Origin of the sequence: Muribaculum sp. An289 (assembly GCF_002159555.1) — a bacterium.
In the GTDB taxonomy this organism is placed as follows: Bacteria; Bacteroidota; Bacteroidia; order Bacteroidales; family UBA932; genus Merdivivens; species Merdivivens faecigallinarum.
The window spans coordinates 45,199-62,616 of sequence record NZ_NFIV01000003.1 but is presented as its reverse complement, the minus strand read 5'-3'; the positions used below and the strand labels follow the sequence as shown (position 1 = coordinate 62,616).

13 protein-coding genes and 5 tRNA genes are annotated in these 17,418 nt (G+C 47.3%); 1 reads left to right on the top strand and 17 read right to left on the bottom strand.

Annotated elements, in window-relative coordinates:
* Positions 1 to 6: 6 nt before the first annotated feature.
* From rplK to B5F83_RS03065, 15 genes are all read right to left on the bottom strand, one after another.
* Positions 7 to 453: a 50S ribosomal protein L11 gene (gene rplK / locus B5F83_RS03135; protein WP_087276702.1), complete on the bottom strand. Its 447-nt coding sequence runs from the start codon at positions 451 to 453 to the stop codon at positions 7 to 9.
* A gap of 8 nt (positions 454 to 461) precedes the next feature.
* Complete coding sequence (gene nusG / locus B5F83_RS03130) at positions 462 to 1,019, bottom strand: transcription termination/antitermination protein NusG (protein ID WP_087276704.1); 558 nt, start codon at positions 1,017 to 1,019, stop codon at positions 462 to 464.
* Positions 1,020 to 1,041: 22 nt separating this feature from the next.
* Positions 1,042 to 1,230, bottom strand: a complete 189-nt coding sequence (gene secE / locus B5F83_RS03125) for a preprotein translocase subunit SecE (RefSeq protein ID WP_087276707.1) — start codon at positions 1,228 to 1,230, stop codon at positions 1,042 to 1,044.
* A gap of 86 nt (positions 1,231 to 1,316) precedes the next feature.
* Positions 1,317 to 1,387, bottom strand: a tRNA-Trp gene (locus B5F83_RS03120).
* Positions 1,388 to 1,447: 60 nt separating this feature from the next.
* Positions 1,448 to 2,635, bottom strand: a complete 1,188-nt coding sequence (gene tuf, locus B5F83_RS03115; protein ID WP_087276710.1) for an elongation factor Tu — start codon at positions 2,633 to 2,635, stop codon at positions 1,448 to 1,450.
* Positions 2,636 to 2,685: 50 nt separating this feature from the next.
* A tRNA-Thr gene (locus B5F83_RS03110) sits at positions 2,686 to 2,757 on the bottom strand.
* Positions 2,758 to 2,774: 17 nt separating this feature from the next.
* Positions 2,775 to 2,847, bottom strand: a tRNA-Gly gene (locus tag B5F83_RS03105).
* Between the two features lie 16 nt (positions 2,848 to 2,863).
* Positions 2,864 to 2,946: transfer RNA gene (locus B5F83_RS03100), tRNA-Tyr, on the bottom strand.
* 23 nt (positions 2,947 to 2,969) lie between these two features.
* Positions 2,970 to 3,046 (bottom strand) — tRNA-Thr (locus B5F83_RS03095).
* Between the two features lie 91 nt (positions 3,047 to 3,137).
* Entirely contained in the window at positions 3,138 to 5,018 is a 1,881-nt protein-coding gene (gene dxs / locus B5F83_RS03090; protein ID WP_087276713.1) for a 1-deoxy-D-xylulose-5-phosphate synthase, read from the bottom strand.
* 3 nt (positions 5,019 to 5,021) lie between these two features.
* Entirely contained in the window at positions 5,022 to 6,281 is a 1,260-nt protein-coding gene (locus B5F83_RS03085) for an adenylosuccinate synthase (protein WP_087276716.1), read from the bottom strand.
* A 122-nt stretch (positions 6,282 to 6,403) separates the two neighbouring features.
* The gene (locus B5F83_RS03080; RefSeq protein ID WP_087276720.1) at positions 6,404 to 8,065 is read right to left on the bottom strand and encodes a BACON domain-containing carbohydrate-binding protein; all 1,662 of its coding nucleotides are present in this window, start codon (positions 8,063 to 8,065) and stop codon (positions 6,404 to 6,406) included.
* A gap of 188 nt (positions 8,066 to 8,253) precedes the next feature.
* The gene (locus tag B5F83_RS03075; RefSeq protein WP_143822444.1) at positions 8,254 to 9,336 is read right to left on the bottom strand and encodes a hypothetical protein; all 1,083 of its coding nucleotides are present in this window, start codon (positions 9,334 to 9,336) and stop codon (positions 8,254 to 8,256) included.
* 44 nt (positions 9,337 to 9,380) lie between these two features.
* Positions 9,381 to 10,907, bottom strand: a complete 1,527-nt coding sequence (locus B5F83_RS03070; protein WP_087276726.1) for a RagB/SusD family nutrient uptake outer membrane protein — start codon at positions 10,905 to 10,907, stop codon at positions 9,381 to 9,383.
* A gap of 19 nt (positions 10,908 to 10,926) precedes the next feature.
* Positions 10,927 to 13,914: a TonB-dependent receptor gene (locus B5F83_RS03065; RefSeq protein ID WP_087276729.1), complete on the bottom strand. Its 2,988-nt coding sequence runs from the start codon at positions 13,912 to 13,914 to the stop codon at positions 10,927 to 10,929.
* Positions 13,915 to 14,145: 231 nt separating this feature from the next.
* On the opposite strand from B5F83_RS03065, the gene murI reads away from it, so the two are divergent.
* Positions 14,146 to 14,928, top strand: coding sequence for a glutamate racemase (gene murI / locus B5F83_RS03060; protein WP_087276733.1), 783 nt, complete (start codon positions 14,146 to 14,148; stop codon positions 14,926 to 14,928).
* A gap of 71 nt (positions 14,929 to 14,999) precedes the next feature.
* Here the strand turns inward: murI and gdhA are convergent, their stop codons facing one another.
* Both gdhA and B5F83_RS03050 read right to left on the bottom strand, forming a co-directional pair.
* Entirely contained in the window at positions 15,000 to 16,343 is a 1,344-nt protein-coding gene (gdhA, locus tag B5F83_RS03055) for an NADP-specific glutamate dehydrogenase (RefSeq protein ID WP_087276736.1), read from the bottom strand.
* Between the two features lie 52 nt (positions 16,344 to 16,395).
* Positions 16,396 to 17,415, bottom strand: coding sequence for a 2-oxoacid:ferredoxin oxidoreductase subunit beta (locus B5F83_RS03050; protein WP_087276739.1), 1,020 nt, complete (start codon positions 17,413 to 17,415; stop codon positions 16,396 to 16,398).
* Positions 17,416 to 17,418 lie beyond the last annotated feature (3 nt).

The window sequence follows — 17,418 nt, the reverse complement described above, 5'->3', positions numbered from 1 at the left end:
TCCGCATTAATTTAAATCGGAAGGGAATTCGCCTTCGATATTGATACCCATGCTCCTTGCAGTACCGGCAACCATCTTCATGGCAGACTTAACCGTGAAAGCGTTCATGTCAGGAAGCTTGTCCTGAGCGATTGCGCGTACCTGATCCCAGGTAATCGTAGCCACTTTCTTACGGTTAGGCTCGGCCGATCCTGAACTGATTTTAGCTGCTTCCTTCAACTGGACAGCTACTGGCGGCTGCTTTACAGTGAAAGAAAATGACTTGTCACTGTAGACAGTAATAACGACCGGCAAGACCTTTCCGGCCTTATCCTGTGTGCGGGCATTGAACTGTTTGCAGAAATCCATTATATTCAGTCCCTTGGAACCAAGAGCAGGTCCCACTGGAGGTGAAGGATTTGCCGCACCGCCTTTGATTTGCAATTTAATAAATCCGGTAACTTCTTTTGCCATAACAAAAACTATTCTTTTGTGACTTGAGAAAAGTTCAACTCTATCAAGGTCTTACGTCCGAAAATCATTACCATTACCTTAAGTTTCCTTCTGTCTGCGTGAATCTCATCCACGGTAGCGTTGAAACCGCTGAAAGGACCGTCGATTATCTTAACGGCTTCACCGATATCGAACGTAGTGACGGTTTCTATGTCGGACTCTGAAACCTCATCGACACGTCCGAGTATCCTGTTTACCTCCGATTCGCGGAGAGGCATCGGCTCTTTGTCCTTGCCCTTGCCTTCCGTAAGGAAACCGGCGACATTAGGAATCTCGTTACGTATCATGTGCTGTATTTCACCGGTCATGTGGCATTCAACCAAAATATAACCCGGATAAAACATCCGTTCCGTCGCAACACGCTTGCCGTTACGCATCGTGTAAACCTTCTCGGTCGGAATCAGCACCTGTGGAACCATGTCCTGAAGGCCTCTGCGCTGAATCTCTTTTTCAAGATATTCCTTGGCCTTCTTCTCCTTTCCGCCTGCCGTTCTCACCACATACCATTTCTTCGTACTCTCGCTCATAAGGCTAAAGGAAAATTAATTGTTACAACGAGTAAATGGCAGTAAGAATATTCTGGAAGGCATAATCCATCAAGAATATCACCACTGCGAAGATTACGGATGCCACCATCACCACGATGGCCGAACTCTGTAGCTTCTGCCATGTAGGCCATGTGACTTTCTGGGTCAACTCCTTGTAAGACTCTTTAAAATAGTTTGTAAACTTACTCATTTCAACATTTGATTGGCAATCCCAATTGGAAGCGGATGAAATTGCCTGTTAAACATGGCCTCAGCGTAACCTAAGGCATATTCTTGCAGGGACAGAGCGATTCGAACGCCCATCAATGGTTTTGGAGACCACTATTCTACCCTTGAACTATGTCCCTGTACTAATTTAAATTTGAGAGAGGCTACTATGAACCTCCCTCAAATCAGTGTATGCAAAATTACTCAAGAATCTTGGTAACCTGGCCTGCACCAACCGTACGTCCACCTTCGCGGATAGCGAAACGGAGACCTTCGTTGATAGCCACTGGGTAGATAAGGGTAACAGTGATAGTTACGTTATCGCCCGGCATAACCATATCCACTCCTTCCGGAAGAGTAATCTCACCGGTGATGTCCAGAGTACGGATGAAGAACTGAGGACGGTATTTGTTGTGGAATGGAGTATGACGTCCACCCTCTTCTTTCTTCAGGACATAAATCTCAGCCTGGAAGCGGGTGTGAGGAGTAATGGTGCCCGGATGAGCGATAACCTGTCCCCTCTTGATTTCCTTCTTGTCGATACCACGGAGAAGAAGACCTACGTTGTCGCCGGCTTCACCTTCGTCAAGTATCTTACGGAACATCTCGACACCTGTAACGACAGATTTCTTAGGCTCTTCGCCAAGACCTACGATCTGAACCTCGTCACCAGTACGAACGATACCGGTTTCGATACGACCGGTAGCCACGGTACCACGACCGGTGATGGAGAAGATGTCCTCTATAGGCATAAGGAACGGTTTCTCGTTGTCACGAGGAGGGAGCGGAATGTATTCATCCACAGCATCCATAAGTTCCATAACCTTTGCTTCGTAAGCAGGGTCGCCGTTGAGTGCGCCGAGAGCGGAACCGCGGATAACCGGAGCGTTCTCGCCATCGAAATCATAGAATGAAAGAAGATCGCGAACTTCCATTTCAACGAGTTCAAGCATTTCTTCATCATCCACGAGGTCGCATTTGTTAAGGAAAACGACAATCTTAGGCACGTTCACCTGACGGGCGAGAAGGATGTGCTCGCGGGTCTGAGGCATAGGACCGTCGGTAGCTGCAACGACAAGGATAGCACCGTCCATCTGAGCTGCACCTGTAACCATGTTCTTGACATAGTCGGCGTGGCCCGGGCAGTCCACATGCGCATAGTGACGTTTTGCTGTCTGATATTCTACGTGAGCGGTGTTAATGGTAATACCACGCTCTTTTTCCTCTGGAGCGTTATCGATTGAATCGAAAGAACGAACCTCTGAAAGGCCCTGACGTGCCAATACAGTCGTGATGGCAGCCGTCAATGTTGTCTTACCGTGGTCAACGTGTCCGATGGTACCGATGTTGACATGCGGTTTGTCTCTTTTAAATGTCTCTTTTGCCATAATTTTCTATTGTTTTATTGAGTAAATATGCATACGTAAAAGCAATATAGAGCCGGTGATGAGATTTGAACTCATGACCTCTTCCTTACCAAGGAAGCGCTCTACCCCTGAGCTACACTGGCCTTTTTTTTTTATTTAGAGCGGAAGACGAGATTCGAACCCGCGACCCTCAGCTTGGAAGGCTGATGCTCTACCGACTGAGCTACTTCCGCGTTACACAAAAAAAAGTGGGGAGAGCAAGATTCGAACTTACGAAGGCATACGCCAGCAGATTTACAGTCTGCCCCAGTTGGCCACTTTGGTATCTCCCCAATCTTTCAAAAAATCAAACATTTGGAGCCGGTGGAGGGATTCGAACCCCCGACCAGCTGATTACAAATCAGCTGCTCTGGCCAACTGAGCTACACCGGCAAAATTTCAAAAATATGCCACTCTTATGGCCTTCTCCCCAAATGGGATTGCAAAGGTAAAACTAATTTTTATAATTGCAAAATTATTATAATTATTTTTTCGTTTTTTTATGGGACACCAGACATTCATAGATACCGTCCGAATCATTGCCGCACAGCCTGTACAGCTCAGCCTGAGTCCCTTGCGGGATAAACGCCCCCTTCACGCCGAGAGGCACGACCTTGACACCATAGCCTTCCGATGCAATGTATTCCGATACGGCTCCGTAAAGCCCTCCTTCCACGTTGCCGTCCTCGACCGTTATGATTACATCCGCGGATTTCGCCGCATGCCTGACTGCCTCCGTATCCAACGGGGCGGCAAAACGCATATTGTAATGCAGGACGGCCCCGCCGCCTTCGGACACGTATTTTCCGATGGCTTCCACCGCCCTATTGCCCAACGGCCCCAAAGAGAGCACGGCTATCGAATCGCCGTCACTGATTTTCACGGCCTTTCCTCTCACAATATCTTCCATCGGCATCGACCTCCATGGAATACCTTCACCTTTGCCACGGGGATACCTTATAATAGTAGGGCCCCATGGCTGGAAGGCCGCCGCATACATCATGTCGCGCAGTTCGGCCTCGTTCATCGGAGAGCAGATGGTGATTCCCGGCAGAGAGCGTAGTGAAACTATGTCAAGCATCCCGTGATGGGTAGAGCCGTCCTCCCCGACGATGCCGCTTCTGTCGAAACAGAAAACGACCTTGAGATTCTGGAGGACTACGTCATGGACTATGTTGTCGTAAGCCCTTTGTGCGAATGAAGAATATATGTTGCAGAACGGAAGCATCCCGGCGGCAGCAAGACCGGCGGAAAACGTGACTGCATGCCCCTCTGCTATACCTGTATCGAAACATCTCTCGGGCATCTCCTTCATCAGGAGATTCATTCCGCATCCGGAAGCCATTGCCGGAGTAATCCCCACAATCCTCTTGTCTTTCCTGGCCAGTTCGAGAAGAGTCTCGCCGAAAACATCCTGATACCTGCTTACTGACGAATTCCCTCCGAGCCTTTTGCCTGTCAAAGGATCGAACATCCCCGGCGCGTGCCATGTCACCTGGTCCTCTTCCGCGGCCGAATAACCTTTGCCCTTCTTCGTGACAACATGCAGAATCCTCGGCCCGTGCATCTTCCGCAACCGCCTCAGCGCTGATACAAGATTTATCACATCATTGCCGTCCACCGGACCGAAATACCTGAACCCCAAGGCAGTAAACAACGGTCCTGAAGGCGTCTGGATGAAAGCGTGCCGCAGGTTCTTCACAAAACGCTGGATCGAACGGCGCAGGGAAGTCGCCCCCACGATATCCCAGACATTCTTCTTCAGGCGGTTATAGGTCTGGCTCGTGGTAATCTTCAGCAAATGATTGCTCAGGGCTCCGCTGTTCCTGTCTATGGAAATGCCGTTGTCGTTGAGTATGACAAGCAGGTCCGCATCGGATGCCCCGGCATTGTTCAGACCTTCGAACGCAAGCCCTCCGGTCATCGCCCCGTCGCCGATTACCGCCACGCATTTTTCTCCCGTACCCCTCATCGAGGCCGCCAGGGAAAAACCCAGCGCGGCTGAAATCGAAGTGGACGAATGCCCCGTACCGAAAGAGTCATAAACGCTTTCGGACATTTTCGGGAATCCGCTCAGACCTCCCAGCTTCCGGTTATTTACAAAGGCCTCCCTCCTTCCGGTCAATAACTTATGCGCATAGGCCTGATGCCCCACGTCCCAGATAAGCTTGTCCTTAGGAGTATCATATACATAATGGACAGCCACGGCGATTTCAACGGCGCCGAGACTCGACCCGAGATGCCCCGGATTAACCGCACAGCACGCGACAAGATACTCCCTGATTTCCTTGCACAGGACAGGAAGCTCCTCGACCTTCAATTTTCTGAGATCCTCCGGAGAATTTATTTTTTCAAGCAAAGACATTTACTACCGGATGATTGTCTGGCTTCTGTCAGGCCCTACTGAAAGAATCTTCACAGGGACATTCGTCCGGGACTCTATGAACTCGACATATTTTCTGAACGAGACCGGAAGTTCTTCATAGGAACGGGCTTCCGTAAGGTCTCCCCAACCGTCGAACTCCTCATATACGGGTTCCACTTCTGCGTATGTATCATAAGGTACATGCGAAACTGTCTTCCCGTCGACCTTGTACGCCACAGCGACCTTCACTTTGTCGAAACCAGCAAGTACGTCCGATTTCATCATGGCCAAAGCCGTAACACCGTCTATCATGACGGCATACTTCAAGGCGACCAAATCCAGCCAGCCTGTACGGCGCGGACGTTTCGTCACCGCCCCGAATTCAAAACCCTTCTTCCTTATCTCTTCCCCGGTGGCATCGAACAGTTCCGTAGGGAAAGGTCCGCTGCCGACCCTGGTACAATATGCCTTGAAGATTCCGTATACTTCGCCTATACTATGAGGCGGCAATCCGAGGCCTATGCAGGCACCTGCACAAACGGTAGACGAAGAGGTCACGAACGGATACGAGCCGAAATCTATGTCGAGCATCGTCCCCTGGGCCCCCTCGCAAAGCATTGCCTTTCCGGAAGCAAGCACTTCATTTGCAAAATATTCGCTGTCTATGAACTTGAAGCCCCTCATATACTCCACGGCAGAAAGCCACTCTTTCAAATCCGCATCGGGGTCATATTCATAGTCATACTGGCGCAGGACGGAGAAATGCCGCTGCCTCAGCACTGAAAGCCTGTCCATGAAATCCGCAGCCTCAGTGTCCCCGACACGCATGCCGTTCCTACCTGTCTTGTCCATATATGCCGGGCCTATGCCCTTGAGCGTAGAACCTATTTTTGCCTTGCCCTTGGCAGCTTCCGAGGCCGCATCAAGTATCCTGTGGGTAGGAAGGATCAGATGTGCCTTCCTCGAAATATAAATCCTGTCCTTCACCGGAACGCCATCCGCAATCAAAGCCTCGCATTCCTGACGGAAAGTTATAGGATCGAGCACAACCCCGTTACCTATGATATTAAGCGCCCCTTCTCTGAAAATCCCCGAAGGAATCGACCTGAGCACATAGCTTTTACCACCGAAATGTATAGAATGTCCCGCATTCGGCCCTCCCTGGAAACGGGCCACGACAGGATAACGCGAAGCAAGCAAATCCACAATCTTTCCCTTGCCTTCGTCGCCCCACTGCAATCCTAAAATAACATCAGCTTTCATAGAAAAACATATTATGACCTACAAAAATACAAAATTTAAGACAAAAACCACCCCGCAGGCCATAAAATAAAAAAGAAGCCGCCCTGTCAGGCGGCTTCGATTAAATCGTACGTATCAACAAATTATCTTGCCTTTATCGACTTGATTTCGTTGGATGCATTGAGGTTAGCCTCTGTGTAGAACTTAGGAGCGCCTACAGAAGTCTTGTCGGAAGCACCGTATTTAGTTGTAGCAGCGACATTCATTGCAACACCTAATGATGGCGTATCAGAAATCTTTGTCATTTCAAAGTCGAACAACCACCAATCGGTTCCGGCTGACAGAGTTCCCAGCTGAGTTGTCATATCTTCACTCATCAGATAGAGAATTATACCAGGGCCCACAAAGTTTGCACCCTGTTCCTGAGTATTCAGACCTACTGGAGAAATGAAGATATCGGTTGCACCGTCTTTCCATGCCGCAGTCATAATAGCTATTTCAGCATCCAAGAAATAAGCACTGAACTGTCCGTCAGGAGTAGGGTCATCAGACAACATGATTGGAATAGCATATCCGTTTTCTTGCCTACCATCCTGGTAAGTAAGGAGGACACCCGGTTCAAGCCGACCGCCCATGAAAGCGATTTCGTCGGTCGATGAGTTGAATGCACCGTCCATAGCCATCGGAGATTTTGCTGATTCGTCTTCTGAGCTACCAAGGAATACGCCTTCATATCCTAAGATGTAGTAAGTGTAACCCTGCTCATTGGCAGCGATTGAAATCGTATCCTTGATGCCTGAAATAACAGTGTATTCTTCATTATAAGCCCTGTGTACCAATTCCCAGTCACCAATCCAGTTGTTATACCTTGCACCTGGGCTGTTCTCATTCAAAGAAATAGATGCATCAACCAAATCACCCCTGTTGTTTTCAGAGTCGAAAGGAATAGCGAAAGCTACATAGGTAAGACCGCCTGGAAGGGAGAATGTCAACGTATCAGGAGCTCCATTTTCACCATGGGACGTATTCTCACTTGTATAGGCATTGCCTTCCTGCAACAATGCGCTGATTATCTGCTCATCTGTGTAGTTGCCATCTTCCAATACGAGGAATCTGTAATCAGCCACATCACCGATTCTTGTCAAGAGAACATCCACGTTCTTTTCGTTACCCCATGAAGCTTCACCTTCTTCCATCGCGATTTTCAAGGCAAAGTTAACTCCTTCCTGTGTCAAATTAACCTGCTTAGGTTCGGAACCGGCAACAGAAACGCCAAGAACACAGTTACGTTCCTCACTTTCCATATTCGCCTCTACTTTGACTGTAACCTCACCGCTTTCAGACACGGTAGGAGTATTGATCCAGGTTACTTCACTAGGTATTTCAACATTTACCTTCGCATTTGCAACGACCGTACCGAGAGATACATTACCGCCTGCGTAAGAAGCAGTTACTTCTGTCTTCAAACCGGAAAAGTCAACAGACAAAGCCGACTGTGTCACTGTGACTGTACGAGTGGCACTCCTATAGCCAACAGTTATCGTCGCTGTACGGGATTCCTCACTGCCTGTAGGCAAAACCTTTACAGTAACCCTTGTACCTGAAATTTCAGTAGTACACCACTCCGGATTGCTGGATTCGGCAGTTATACCACCACCTACTGCACCATTTACCATGAAAGTACCTTCACCACCCTCGGCTGTGAACTCGAGAGTCGACGGATCCACAGTAATATCGACAGACTTTTGACAAGAGACAAAAGCCAAGCCGACAAGTGCCGCCAAAATCAAATAAAGTTTTTTCATTTAAAAAACCTCCTAATAAATTTAATTAATAACTGTACTATAATATTTATGAATCATTCGCTACTATTCATAAAACAAGGCAAAGTTAAGAATTAAAATCAAACAAACAACACTCTGCCAGTTTTTTTTTAATAAAAGGGGCGGAAAGATATACTTCCCACCCCTTTCACTATGATTATAAATTCTTTTTATTCCGCTCTCTGCAATTTTGCATTCTTCAGGAAGCAAGTCTCCTTATATGGCCTTGCTATATTCTCGGAATCTGCATAATAGTACAGGGTCAAGAAATTATCAGTGACTTCCGGACCGAAAACGATACGGGAATAAGACGAATCGTAGAATGCCGATACCGGACCGTCGACAAACTTGTTATCCGGAGAAACGACTTCCAGACAGCAGGTATAATTCCTTGTCATATCGTCAAGACCATTTGTCCATCCCAAATCAAGGTAAAGTTCGCGGTATGCGTCATCACTCTGAACGAAATCTATACGGAACTGTGTAACGAAGCCCTGATCAGGACGTGCCTGCGAAGTTGTATCCATTACAGGATCGTACTCCTCGTTAAAGAGTCCCCTTACGATAAGAGATGAGCCGGCCTCGCTTATCGATATGGTAACAGGATAAGAAGTCGTACCTGTCTGCACGTAAGAAGTATCACGAATTATAACAGGATCGTCATCCGGATTCTCTCCCGGGACTTCCCTCTCGTCAACCTTCATGGTGTACAATTCACCCGTCATCTCATATACGCCTACCAAGCGCTCGATGTCCGAGATAGCAGTTGAAACCACTGTGGTCTCCTTGGACAATTGTATCTCATCACTGTGGGAATAAGAAACAATCCTCAGCTTAACACGGATTTCCTCCCTGCTAACCAGTACGGAATCAGGATATGTGAACTCGATATACTTCGTTACTGTAGTAGAATAATTCGGATTTACGGCAACGGAATCTGCATAATCCGACGGTTCACCGAAAATCAAATCAGTCGTAGTTATGAGAAAGTCCTCATTTTCAACAGCTGGATATCCATCCCCGTCATAGTCGGTGACTACCTCTACCTTTACCTCAATCGGCCACAAATTGGAAGAACCGGTAAAAGTAATAGGAATAGAATTAACATCATGCGACGTACTCGGGAAAGAGAACCACGATGTATCGCTATCGAACCCTATACTGGCAGTCCCTTCGAATGTCTTGGTAGTCTCCTGGCATGAAAAGACCAAACCTACGGCTGCCAATAATAAAAACAATTTAATATATTTCATATTACAAGTTATTTTAAAATGTTATGAGTTAGATATGCTAACTATTAATAACCAGCATTTTGCTGTGAAGCTATCTGAGGATTGGTTATGATTTCCTCGTATGGAATAGGCCACGTGAAACGATAGTTATCGGCATCTACTGACAAGGCCTCCGTATCTGAACCGCCAGGCAGGAATATCACAGTATTGTTCTGTGCCTCACCCCTGCTGAAACCTTCATGATAACGCTTCAAATCAGGAAGACGGAAACCTTCTGCAAACAACTCACGGATTCGCTCATTCTTTATTTCGAGTTCAAGGGTCTCTCCACTATATTGAGTCTCCCTGTGCGAAGGTATACGCGCACTCTTCAGAGCGTTGAGCACGGATGCAGCCTCTGACTCATTCCCGTCTTTATCGTATGCCTCTGCAAGAATAAGGTACTGTTCAGCAATCCTGAAAGGTTTCGGAGAGTTACAGTAATTTGTTTCTCCTACCCAGAAATCAGGATTACCAGGGTACTTGTTACACAGGTAAACAGGGGCTGAAACACCGGTATAGGTAACCGGAACGTTTATAAACCATGAGAGGAAACGGATATCATCCGCACTATATAAGTCAATTACATTCTTAGTAGGGATATAATACGGCTTATACAGACGCTGGGCTACACTGTACGCAACATAATTGTAGGATGATGAGGACGGCAATTCGTTAAAGCTTGCAAAAACCTGCATTATGCACTCTTTGCCGCTATCATTCAGCCACAAATCATTAAATGAAGCAGTATCGGTAAGCAGAGCATAGCGGGAACCTTCACGGCTCATATCCACAAGAGGTTTGGCATACTCTATAGCAGCCTTGTAATCATCCATATACAAAGCGACACGTGCCCTGAAAGCTGCAACAACATCTTTAGTGAAATAAATTTCACCGTCGCCTGCTGCTTCAGTATCTATATAGAGTTCAGCACTGTCAAGGTCAGCATTAATCCTTTCAAAAGTCGCTTGCAGGCTTTCGCGTGCAGGGTATTTTGTCTCGTCACTTGTAGGATTGTACGTAAGTACTATCGGCAAACCGTATTCGTTTGCGGCAGTCGCCGGATCATAGTCTTTACATACATACTGAGCCAAGAAGAAATACGCATACGCACGTGAGAAGAAAGCCTCTCCCTTATACCTCATAAGGGTCGTGCTGTCCTCTGAACTAAGTGTACCGTCTTTCCTCTGCGCTGCCATATAGCTATTGATCTTTTCTATAAAGAAATTGTCATTTGCAGACACAGAATAAGCAGAAGACCAGAATGATAACGCAGTACCGAGGTTATTGGAGAAATTCCACCTGTGAAGGTCACCGCCGTTATTACCGTATTCAAGCGAAGCATTGAAGAAATCCGCCTGGATTTCACCGCTGTACACATAGCCACCGGATGTAAGACCCCTGAAATTGGCATATATGAAATTTCTCAGTTTCGATGCATCCAACATCGAAGAAAGAGCATTGTCCGGCGATATTGAACTGTATGGCTGCTTGTTCATGTCGCAGCTCACCAATACCGCTATTGCAATCAATGATATAAAAATTTTCTTCATTTTCCTATTCTTTAGATGATTAGAATGTAAATTCAACACCAGCTACGATTTGTCTTGAGTTAGGATAGTTCTGGGCACTGATATTGCTATCGACTTCAGGGTCCCAACCGGAGTACTTAGTAAAGGTGAGAAGGTTACGTCCCGTTAAATAAATCCTGAATCCCTGTATGAAACCGGATTTCTGGATAAGTTTTTCAGGGAAGGTATATGTAATCTGGACATTCTTCAAACGGATGAAAGAAGCGTCCTCAAGCAAAAGGGTATCGAAATACCTTGTAGCTTCGAAGCGAGGAAGGGTTCCGTTCGGATTCTTAGGAGTCCACATCTTGTAAACGTTTGTAGAGACGTTGTAGCTCGGGAGCATCTGAGACGGATTGTCGAAGAAAAAGCGGTCGTTGTTAACCATATATTTTCCTACGACATAAGCCCAATCCATGGAGAAACCGAGGTTCTTCCACTGCAAGTAGAACTGAATACCGCCGGCAACCGGAGCATACCTGTTCTTACCGGTATAATTCGAATAAGCCTCAGAGAAGACTTTTGTCTTGTTACCATCGAGATCATACCACATCTGATATCCGTCACGAGGGTCTATGCCTGCCGAAAGAGGCATCCAGAATTCACCGTACGCATGTCCGACCCTGTATGACTGCAAGTAATCAGGAAGGTCATAAGAATCACGTGTAGCGAAGAGCTTCGTAATTTCGTTATGGTTGTAGTTGAAGTTGGTCGACAAGTTGATATACCAGTCTTTGTTTCTGAATATGTCGAAACTCAAATCGATATCGACACCGGTATTCTGCATTTCTCCGATGTTACCCCAGCCTGCACTGTGACCGGTAGTATAGGAATAAGGGATTTCCATCAACATATTGGTCGTATACTTGTCATAGAATTCGACACTTACATTCCAGAAGTCGAAGAGACGTGCGGAAAGACCTATATTGAAAGAACGTACGATCTCCCATGTCAGGTTAGGATTGTTCACGTTTCCAATACCCCATGAAACCTCGCCATTGTATGACGAACCGCTACCGACAGTACCGATGGAAAGATAGTCGGAAGGAAGTCCTGAGTTACCTGTCGTTCCCCAGCTTGCTTTCAAACGGAAATCATCTATCCAGCCTGCACCGGCCATGAAGTTTTCACGTGAAATATTCCACATGGCACCTACGGAATAGAATATGCCCCATTTACCGGATTGTCCGAAGAGCGAGCTACCGTCACCGCGGACAGTCGCATCCAAATAATACTTGTCAGCATAATCATAAGATACACGTCCGAAGAATGAGTTATAAACAGCATCAGTCTTAGCCCATGAAGGAGCAGAGAACGGAGCCACACCGTCGGAAAGGTTGTTCTGCCTTACATCCGTGATACCGCTTACGCCTACAGCAAAGCCTTCAGATGATCTCATAATAGACTCCTGACCTACCAACAGATTGAAATGGTGATCCTGAGCTACGCTGAACTTATACTCTATAGTATTTGACAGTGTAAACTGATAATACCTTGTGAACTGCTCGTTCGCATTACCGCCTGTTTCAAACGGACCTTCAGGATATACTCTGTATGAATACCTGTAGTCGTATGCTTCGACAGCCTGTACAGCCCTCAGCACGAGACCTTTCAACGGAGTGAGTTCCAAATAGGTATTACCGTTCAGACGTGCATAGTTATTGGTACTTGGCTGAATAGAGTTCAGATAATAAGTACTCCACTGATTGTTTTCCGGATACTGGTCGAGTTCCTCGCCCCAATGCCAAGAACCGTCCGCTTCTTCGACAAGCTTGTACGGAGAAATCCATGGAACGGTAGACAACGCCGCACCCATAGGGTTTGTAAGCGAATATCCGCCACCTCCCTGGAAGGAAGTACCGTTAGTCCTTGCCATCTGATAGGTCAACTGCATATTGGCACCCAGTTTCAACCAATCATTAGCCTTGACGTTGATATTGGAACGGAGGGAATACCTGCTCATGTCGGAATACCTCAAGGTACCTTCCTGATCGAAAACGGAAGCAGATATGAAGTAGTCGGTCCTGTCTGTCGCACCGGATACATTCAAATCCACGCTCCAGGTAGGAGCTGCGTCATTGAAGAAATAGTCCTGCCAGTTGGTATTGATACCATACATATTCGCTCTTTCGAGATGACCCTGCATAGCAGGCTGCGCATACTGGTCAGGCATTACCTGCTGCAAATAACTGAACCACTGGTTTGTATTGAGCATCTTCAACTTCGACTGCGCTACCGAAGATATACCGTACTGCGCACGGAGCTGGACAGTAGCCTTTTCGGAACGGACTCCCTTCTTGGTCGTAATGTAAACGACACCGTTGGCCGCACGTGAACCGTAAATAGCTGTGGAAGAAGCGTCCTTCAAAACGACTGTACTTTCTATATCGTTGGCACTCAATGAAAGGAAGACCTCAGATGAAACCGGCGTACCATCAAGGATGAACAACGGAGTGTTCGAAGAGTTGATGGAGTTGACACCACGGATACGCATGGATACGGTAGACATAGGCTCACCGGTACTTGAAAGCACCTGCATACCTGCGACCATACCCTGGAGTGCATCGGCGGCATTCGCGGCAGGCCTGTCAGCCAACTTCGATCCGGAAACCGAAGATGCCGAACCTACGACACTGCTTATCTTCTTCGCAGTACCGTAACCTACGACAATCGCATCCTCCAGTATCTCAGCATCTGCTGCCAAGGATACATTGATGATAGCCTGTCCGTTAACAGGGATTTCAATAGTCTCATACCCCATGAAGCTGAACTGGAGTACGGCATCACTCGGAGCCGAAATGGAATAATTACCGTCGATGTCCGCGCTGACACCGTTAGTGGTGCCTTTAACGATAACCGAAGCAAAAGACACCGGTGCGCCGGTATCCTCGTCGGTCACGACACCCGTAATCGTAATGTTCTGCGCGAAAACTACTCCCGAGCACAACATCACCATAACGGCCGTGAAAAAAAGTCTGATTTTTTTCATACGTTGATCTTTAAATTAAACAATAATACTACGGTTTTATAATCAATTATTTATATTCCTGTTAAAAAGTTTGGCATCCTAATTGCATTCCATGTATTGTTACATTTGGACACACAATACCATTTAAACAATATCCGCAAATGTAATCATTTTTTTTACAACTTGAATAACAATTTTCGTAATTAGTGCGATTTTTAAACACTTTTTGCCGCATTTTCCCGCTTGCAAGACATGATAGCATTATTTGACTCCGGAGTCGGCGGACTTTCAGTTTTTAAGGAGCTCGTCAAAATAGCCCCTGACGAAGATTACATATATTATTCGGACAATGCCAACTGTCCATACGGGGAAAAACCTGTCGGGGAAATAAGGGAAAGGGCCCTCCGCATATCCGGACTGCTTATTGGGAAAGGTGCCGACATCGTCGTGGTAGCCTGCAACACTGCCACGGCGGCGGCAATCGATTTCCTGCGGAAAAAATTCACAATCCCGTTCATCGGGATGGAACCGGCAATCAAGCCCGCCGCCCTCGAATCGGAGAGCAAGATCATCGGAGTATTGGCCACCGCCGGCACCTTCAAAGGCGAGCTTTACAAAAACACTTCGGTAAAATATGCCAAAGGCGTAACAGTGATAGAGAGGGTGGGAAAAGGCCTGGTAGAACTCGTTGAAAACGGAAGGACAGGCTATGACGAGGCGGCCGCAGCCGTAAAGGAATGCGTAGGCCCCATGACTGAAATGGGAGCAGACCGCATAGTCCTGGGATGCACCCACTACCCGTTCCTCGAAGAAGTCATAAAAAAATGCGCACCTAACGCGAAAATCATCAACCCCGCCCCGGCCGTGGCAAAACACACGCTTGAAGTGCTGCAAGCGGGAAGAAGAGATAAAAACGCGGAAAGAAGAAAAACCGGCTCTCTGACCCTCATATCGTCCGGAGACAATTCCGTCCTGATCCGGATGGCCAAGGCCATATGGGACGGACCGGTACATGTCGAGTCCGACATTCAATAAAATCCGATATTCAATAAAAAAAGAGACCGCACCACGTGGGCGCAGTCTCCAAAATTTCTATCAGCTTCTGATTAGATGATTCCTTGCTCAAGCATAGCTGTAGCGACTTTCATGAAGCCGGCGATGTTGGCACCTTTGACATAGTCGATATGACCGTCAGGCTGGGTACCGTATTTAACGCATGCCTCATGTATGCTCTGCATGATGAAGTGGAGCTTATCGTCAACTTCCTGTGCAGACCAGCTGATGTGTGAAGCATTCTGGGTCATTTCAAGGCCTGAAGTGGCAACACCACCCGCATTCACTGCCTTGCCAGGAGCGAAGAGGATACCGTTCGACTGGAAGGTGTGGATTGCCTCAGGAGTACATCCCATGTTCGAAACTTCGCAGCAGCACCATGTACCGTTAGCGATAAGTTCTTTTGCATCATCACCGTTAAGCTCGTTCTGGAATGCGCAAGGGAGAGCGATGTCGCATTTAACGCTCCATGACTTCTTGCCAGGGGTGAATTTAGCCAAAGCCGGGAATTTCACAGCCATGTCTTCAACCTTGTTCCTGTTGGAAGCACGCATAACAAGCATATAGTCAATCATCTCATCGGTAATACCGTCAGGAATTTCGCAAACGCCGTCCGGACCGGAGATAGCGATAACCTTGGCACCGAGCTGTTTAGCCTTCGTAGCGGCACCCCATGCAACGTTACCGAAGCCTGAAAGTGCTACCCTCTTGCCTTCAATGTTCTTTCCGGCTTTGTGGAGAAGGTGCTGAGTGAAATAGAGGGCACCGAAACCGGTTGCTTCAGGACGAAGGATTGAACCGCCCCAAGTAGCGCCTTTACCAGTGAGGACACCGGTATTGTACTCACGTGCGAGCTTCTTGTACATTCCATAGAGGAAGCCGATTTCACGTCCGCCGACACCTACGTCACCGGCAGGAATATCCTGGTCAGGACCGATGCATTTCCAGAGTTCAAGCATGAAAGCCTGGCAGAAACGCATGATTTCAGCATCTGATTTTCCGACAGGATCGAAATCGGAACCACCTTTCGCACCACCCATAGGAAGAGTAGTCAAAGCGTTTTTGAAAGTCTGCTCGAAACCGAGGAATTTCAACATTGAAGGAGTAACCGCTTTGTGGAAACGAAGACCGCCTTTGTAAGGGCCGATGGCGCTATTGAACTGCACACGGTAACCGAGGTTAGTCTGCACTTCGCCTTTGTCGTCAATCCAAGTTACACGGAAAGTGAAGATACGGTCAGGCTCCACGAGACGCTCTACGATTTTTGCCTTTTCAAATTCAGGATGCTGGTTGTAAACATCCTCGATAGACTCGAGAACCTCTTGAACTGCCTGAAGGTACTCTTTTTCCTGGCCGTACTTCGCCTGAAGCTTAGCCATAATTTCTGATGTTTTCATCTCTTTAAATTATTTAAAGTGTTTTTAATAAACTAAAAAATCCCTTTTAAAACTACTCGACAACCCAGGTAGAACCACTATGCAGCAGGTCATCCACGCAATGGACCTTGGCCTTGGCTTCCACCTCAGCCAACTGGTCGCGTACCGCATCATCGTAGGTAATGTCCTTTACATCGCGGATTACACCGAGAGCCACAGGATACTCCGGATACTTCATATCCGCCAGCATCATCTGCAACCCGAGGTTGTCCGCATGGGAATCGTGGGTAAGTATGTCATCTTCGGTAATGCCGTTCTCACCGATAGTGACGACCTTGAGCCTGTGCCCTTCCATGACAAGACCCTTGTCGCGGTTCTTTCCGAAAATCATCTTCTCACCGTCCTGAAGAACGATAGTCCTGTCCGCCCTCCATTCCTTGTCGGAAATCTCCTTATGCGCACCGTCGTTGAAAATCACGCAATTGACCAGCATTTCAATGACTGACGTCCCGTCGTGGCGTGCAGCCCTCAACATTATGTCGGATGACAGTTTTATTTCAACGTCGAGGCTACGTGCAAAAAACGTACCTTTCGCGCCGAGCACGAGAGAGCCCGGGTTGAACGGATGCTCCACGGTACCGTAAGGAGAGGTCTTGGTAATTGCGCCCAACTTCGAAGTAGGCGAATACTGGCCTTTCGTAAGACCATATATCCTATTGTTAAACAATATGATATTGATATCGATGTTCCTTCTTATGGCATGGATGAAATGGTTTCCGCCGATTGCAAGGGCGTCTCCGTCACCGGTAGCCTGCCAAACAGTCAGTGTAGGGTTTGCGACCTTGATTCCTGTAGAAATGGCAGTCGCCCTGCCATGTATGCTGTGGAAACCGTAAGTGTTCATATAATAAGGAAGACGTGAGGAACATCCTATTCCGGATACGAACACATATCTTTCCTTTGAGTACCCGAGCGCCTCGCTTACTTCAGGAAGGGCCCTCTGGATAGAGGCAAGGACTGCATGATCCCCGCAACCAGGGCACCATCTCACTTCCTGATTGCTCTTAAAATCTTGTACAGTATATTTTTCCATAAC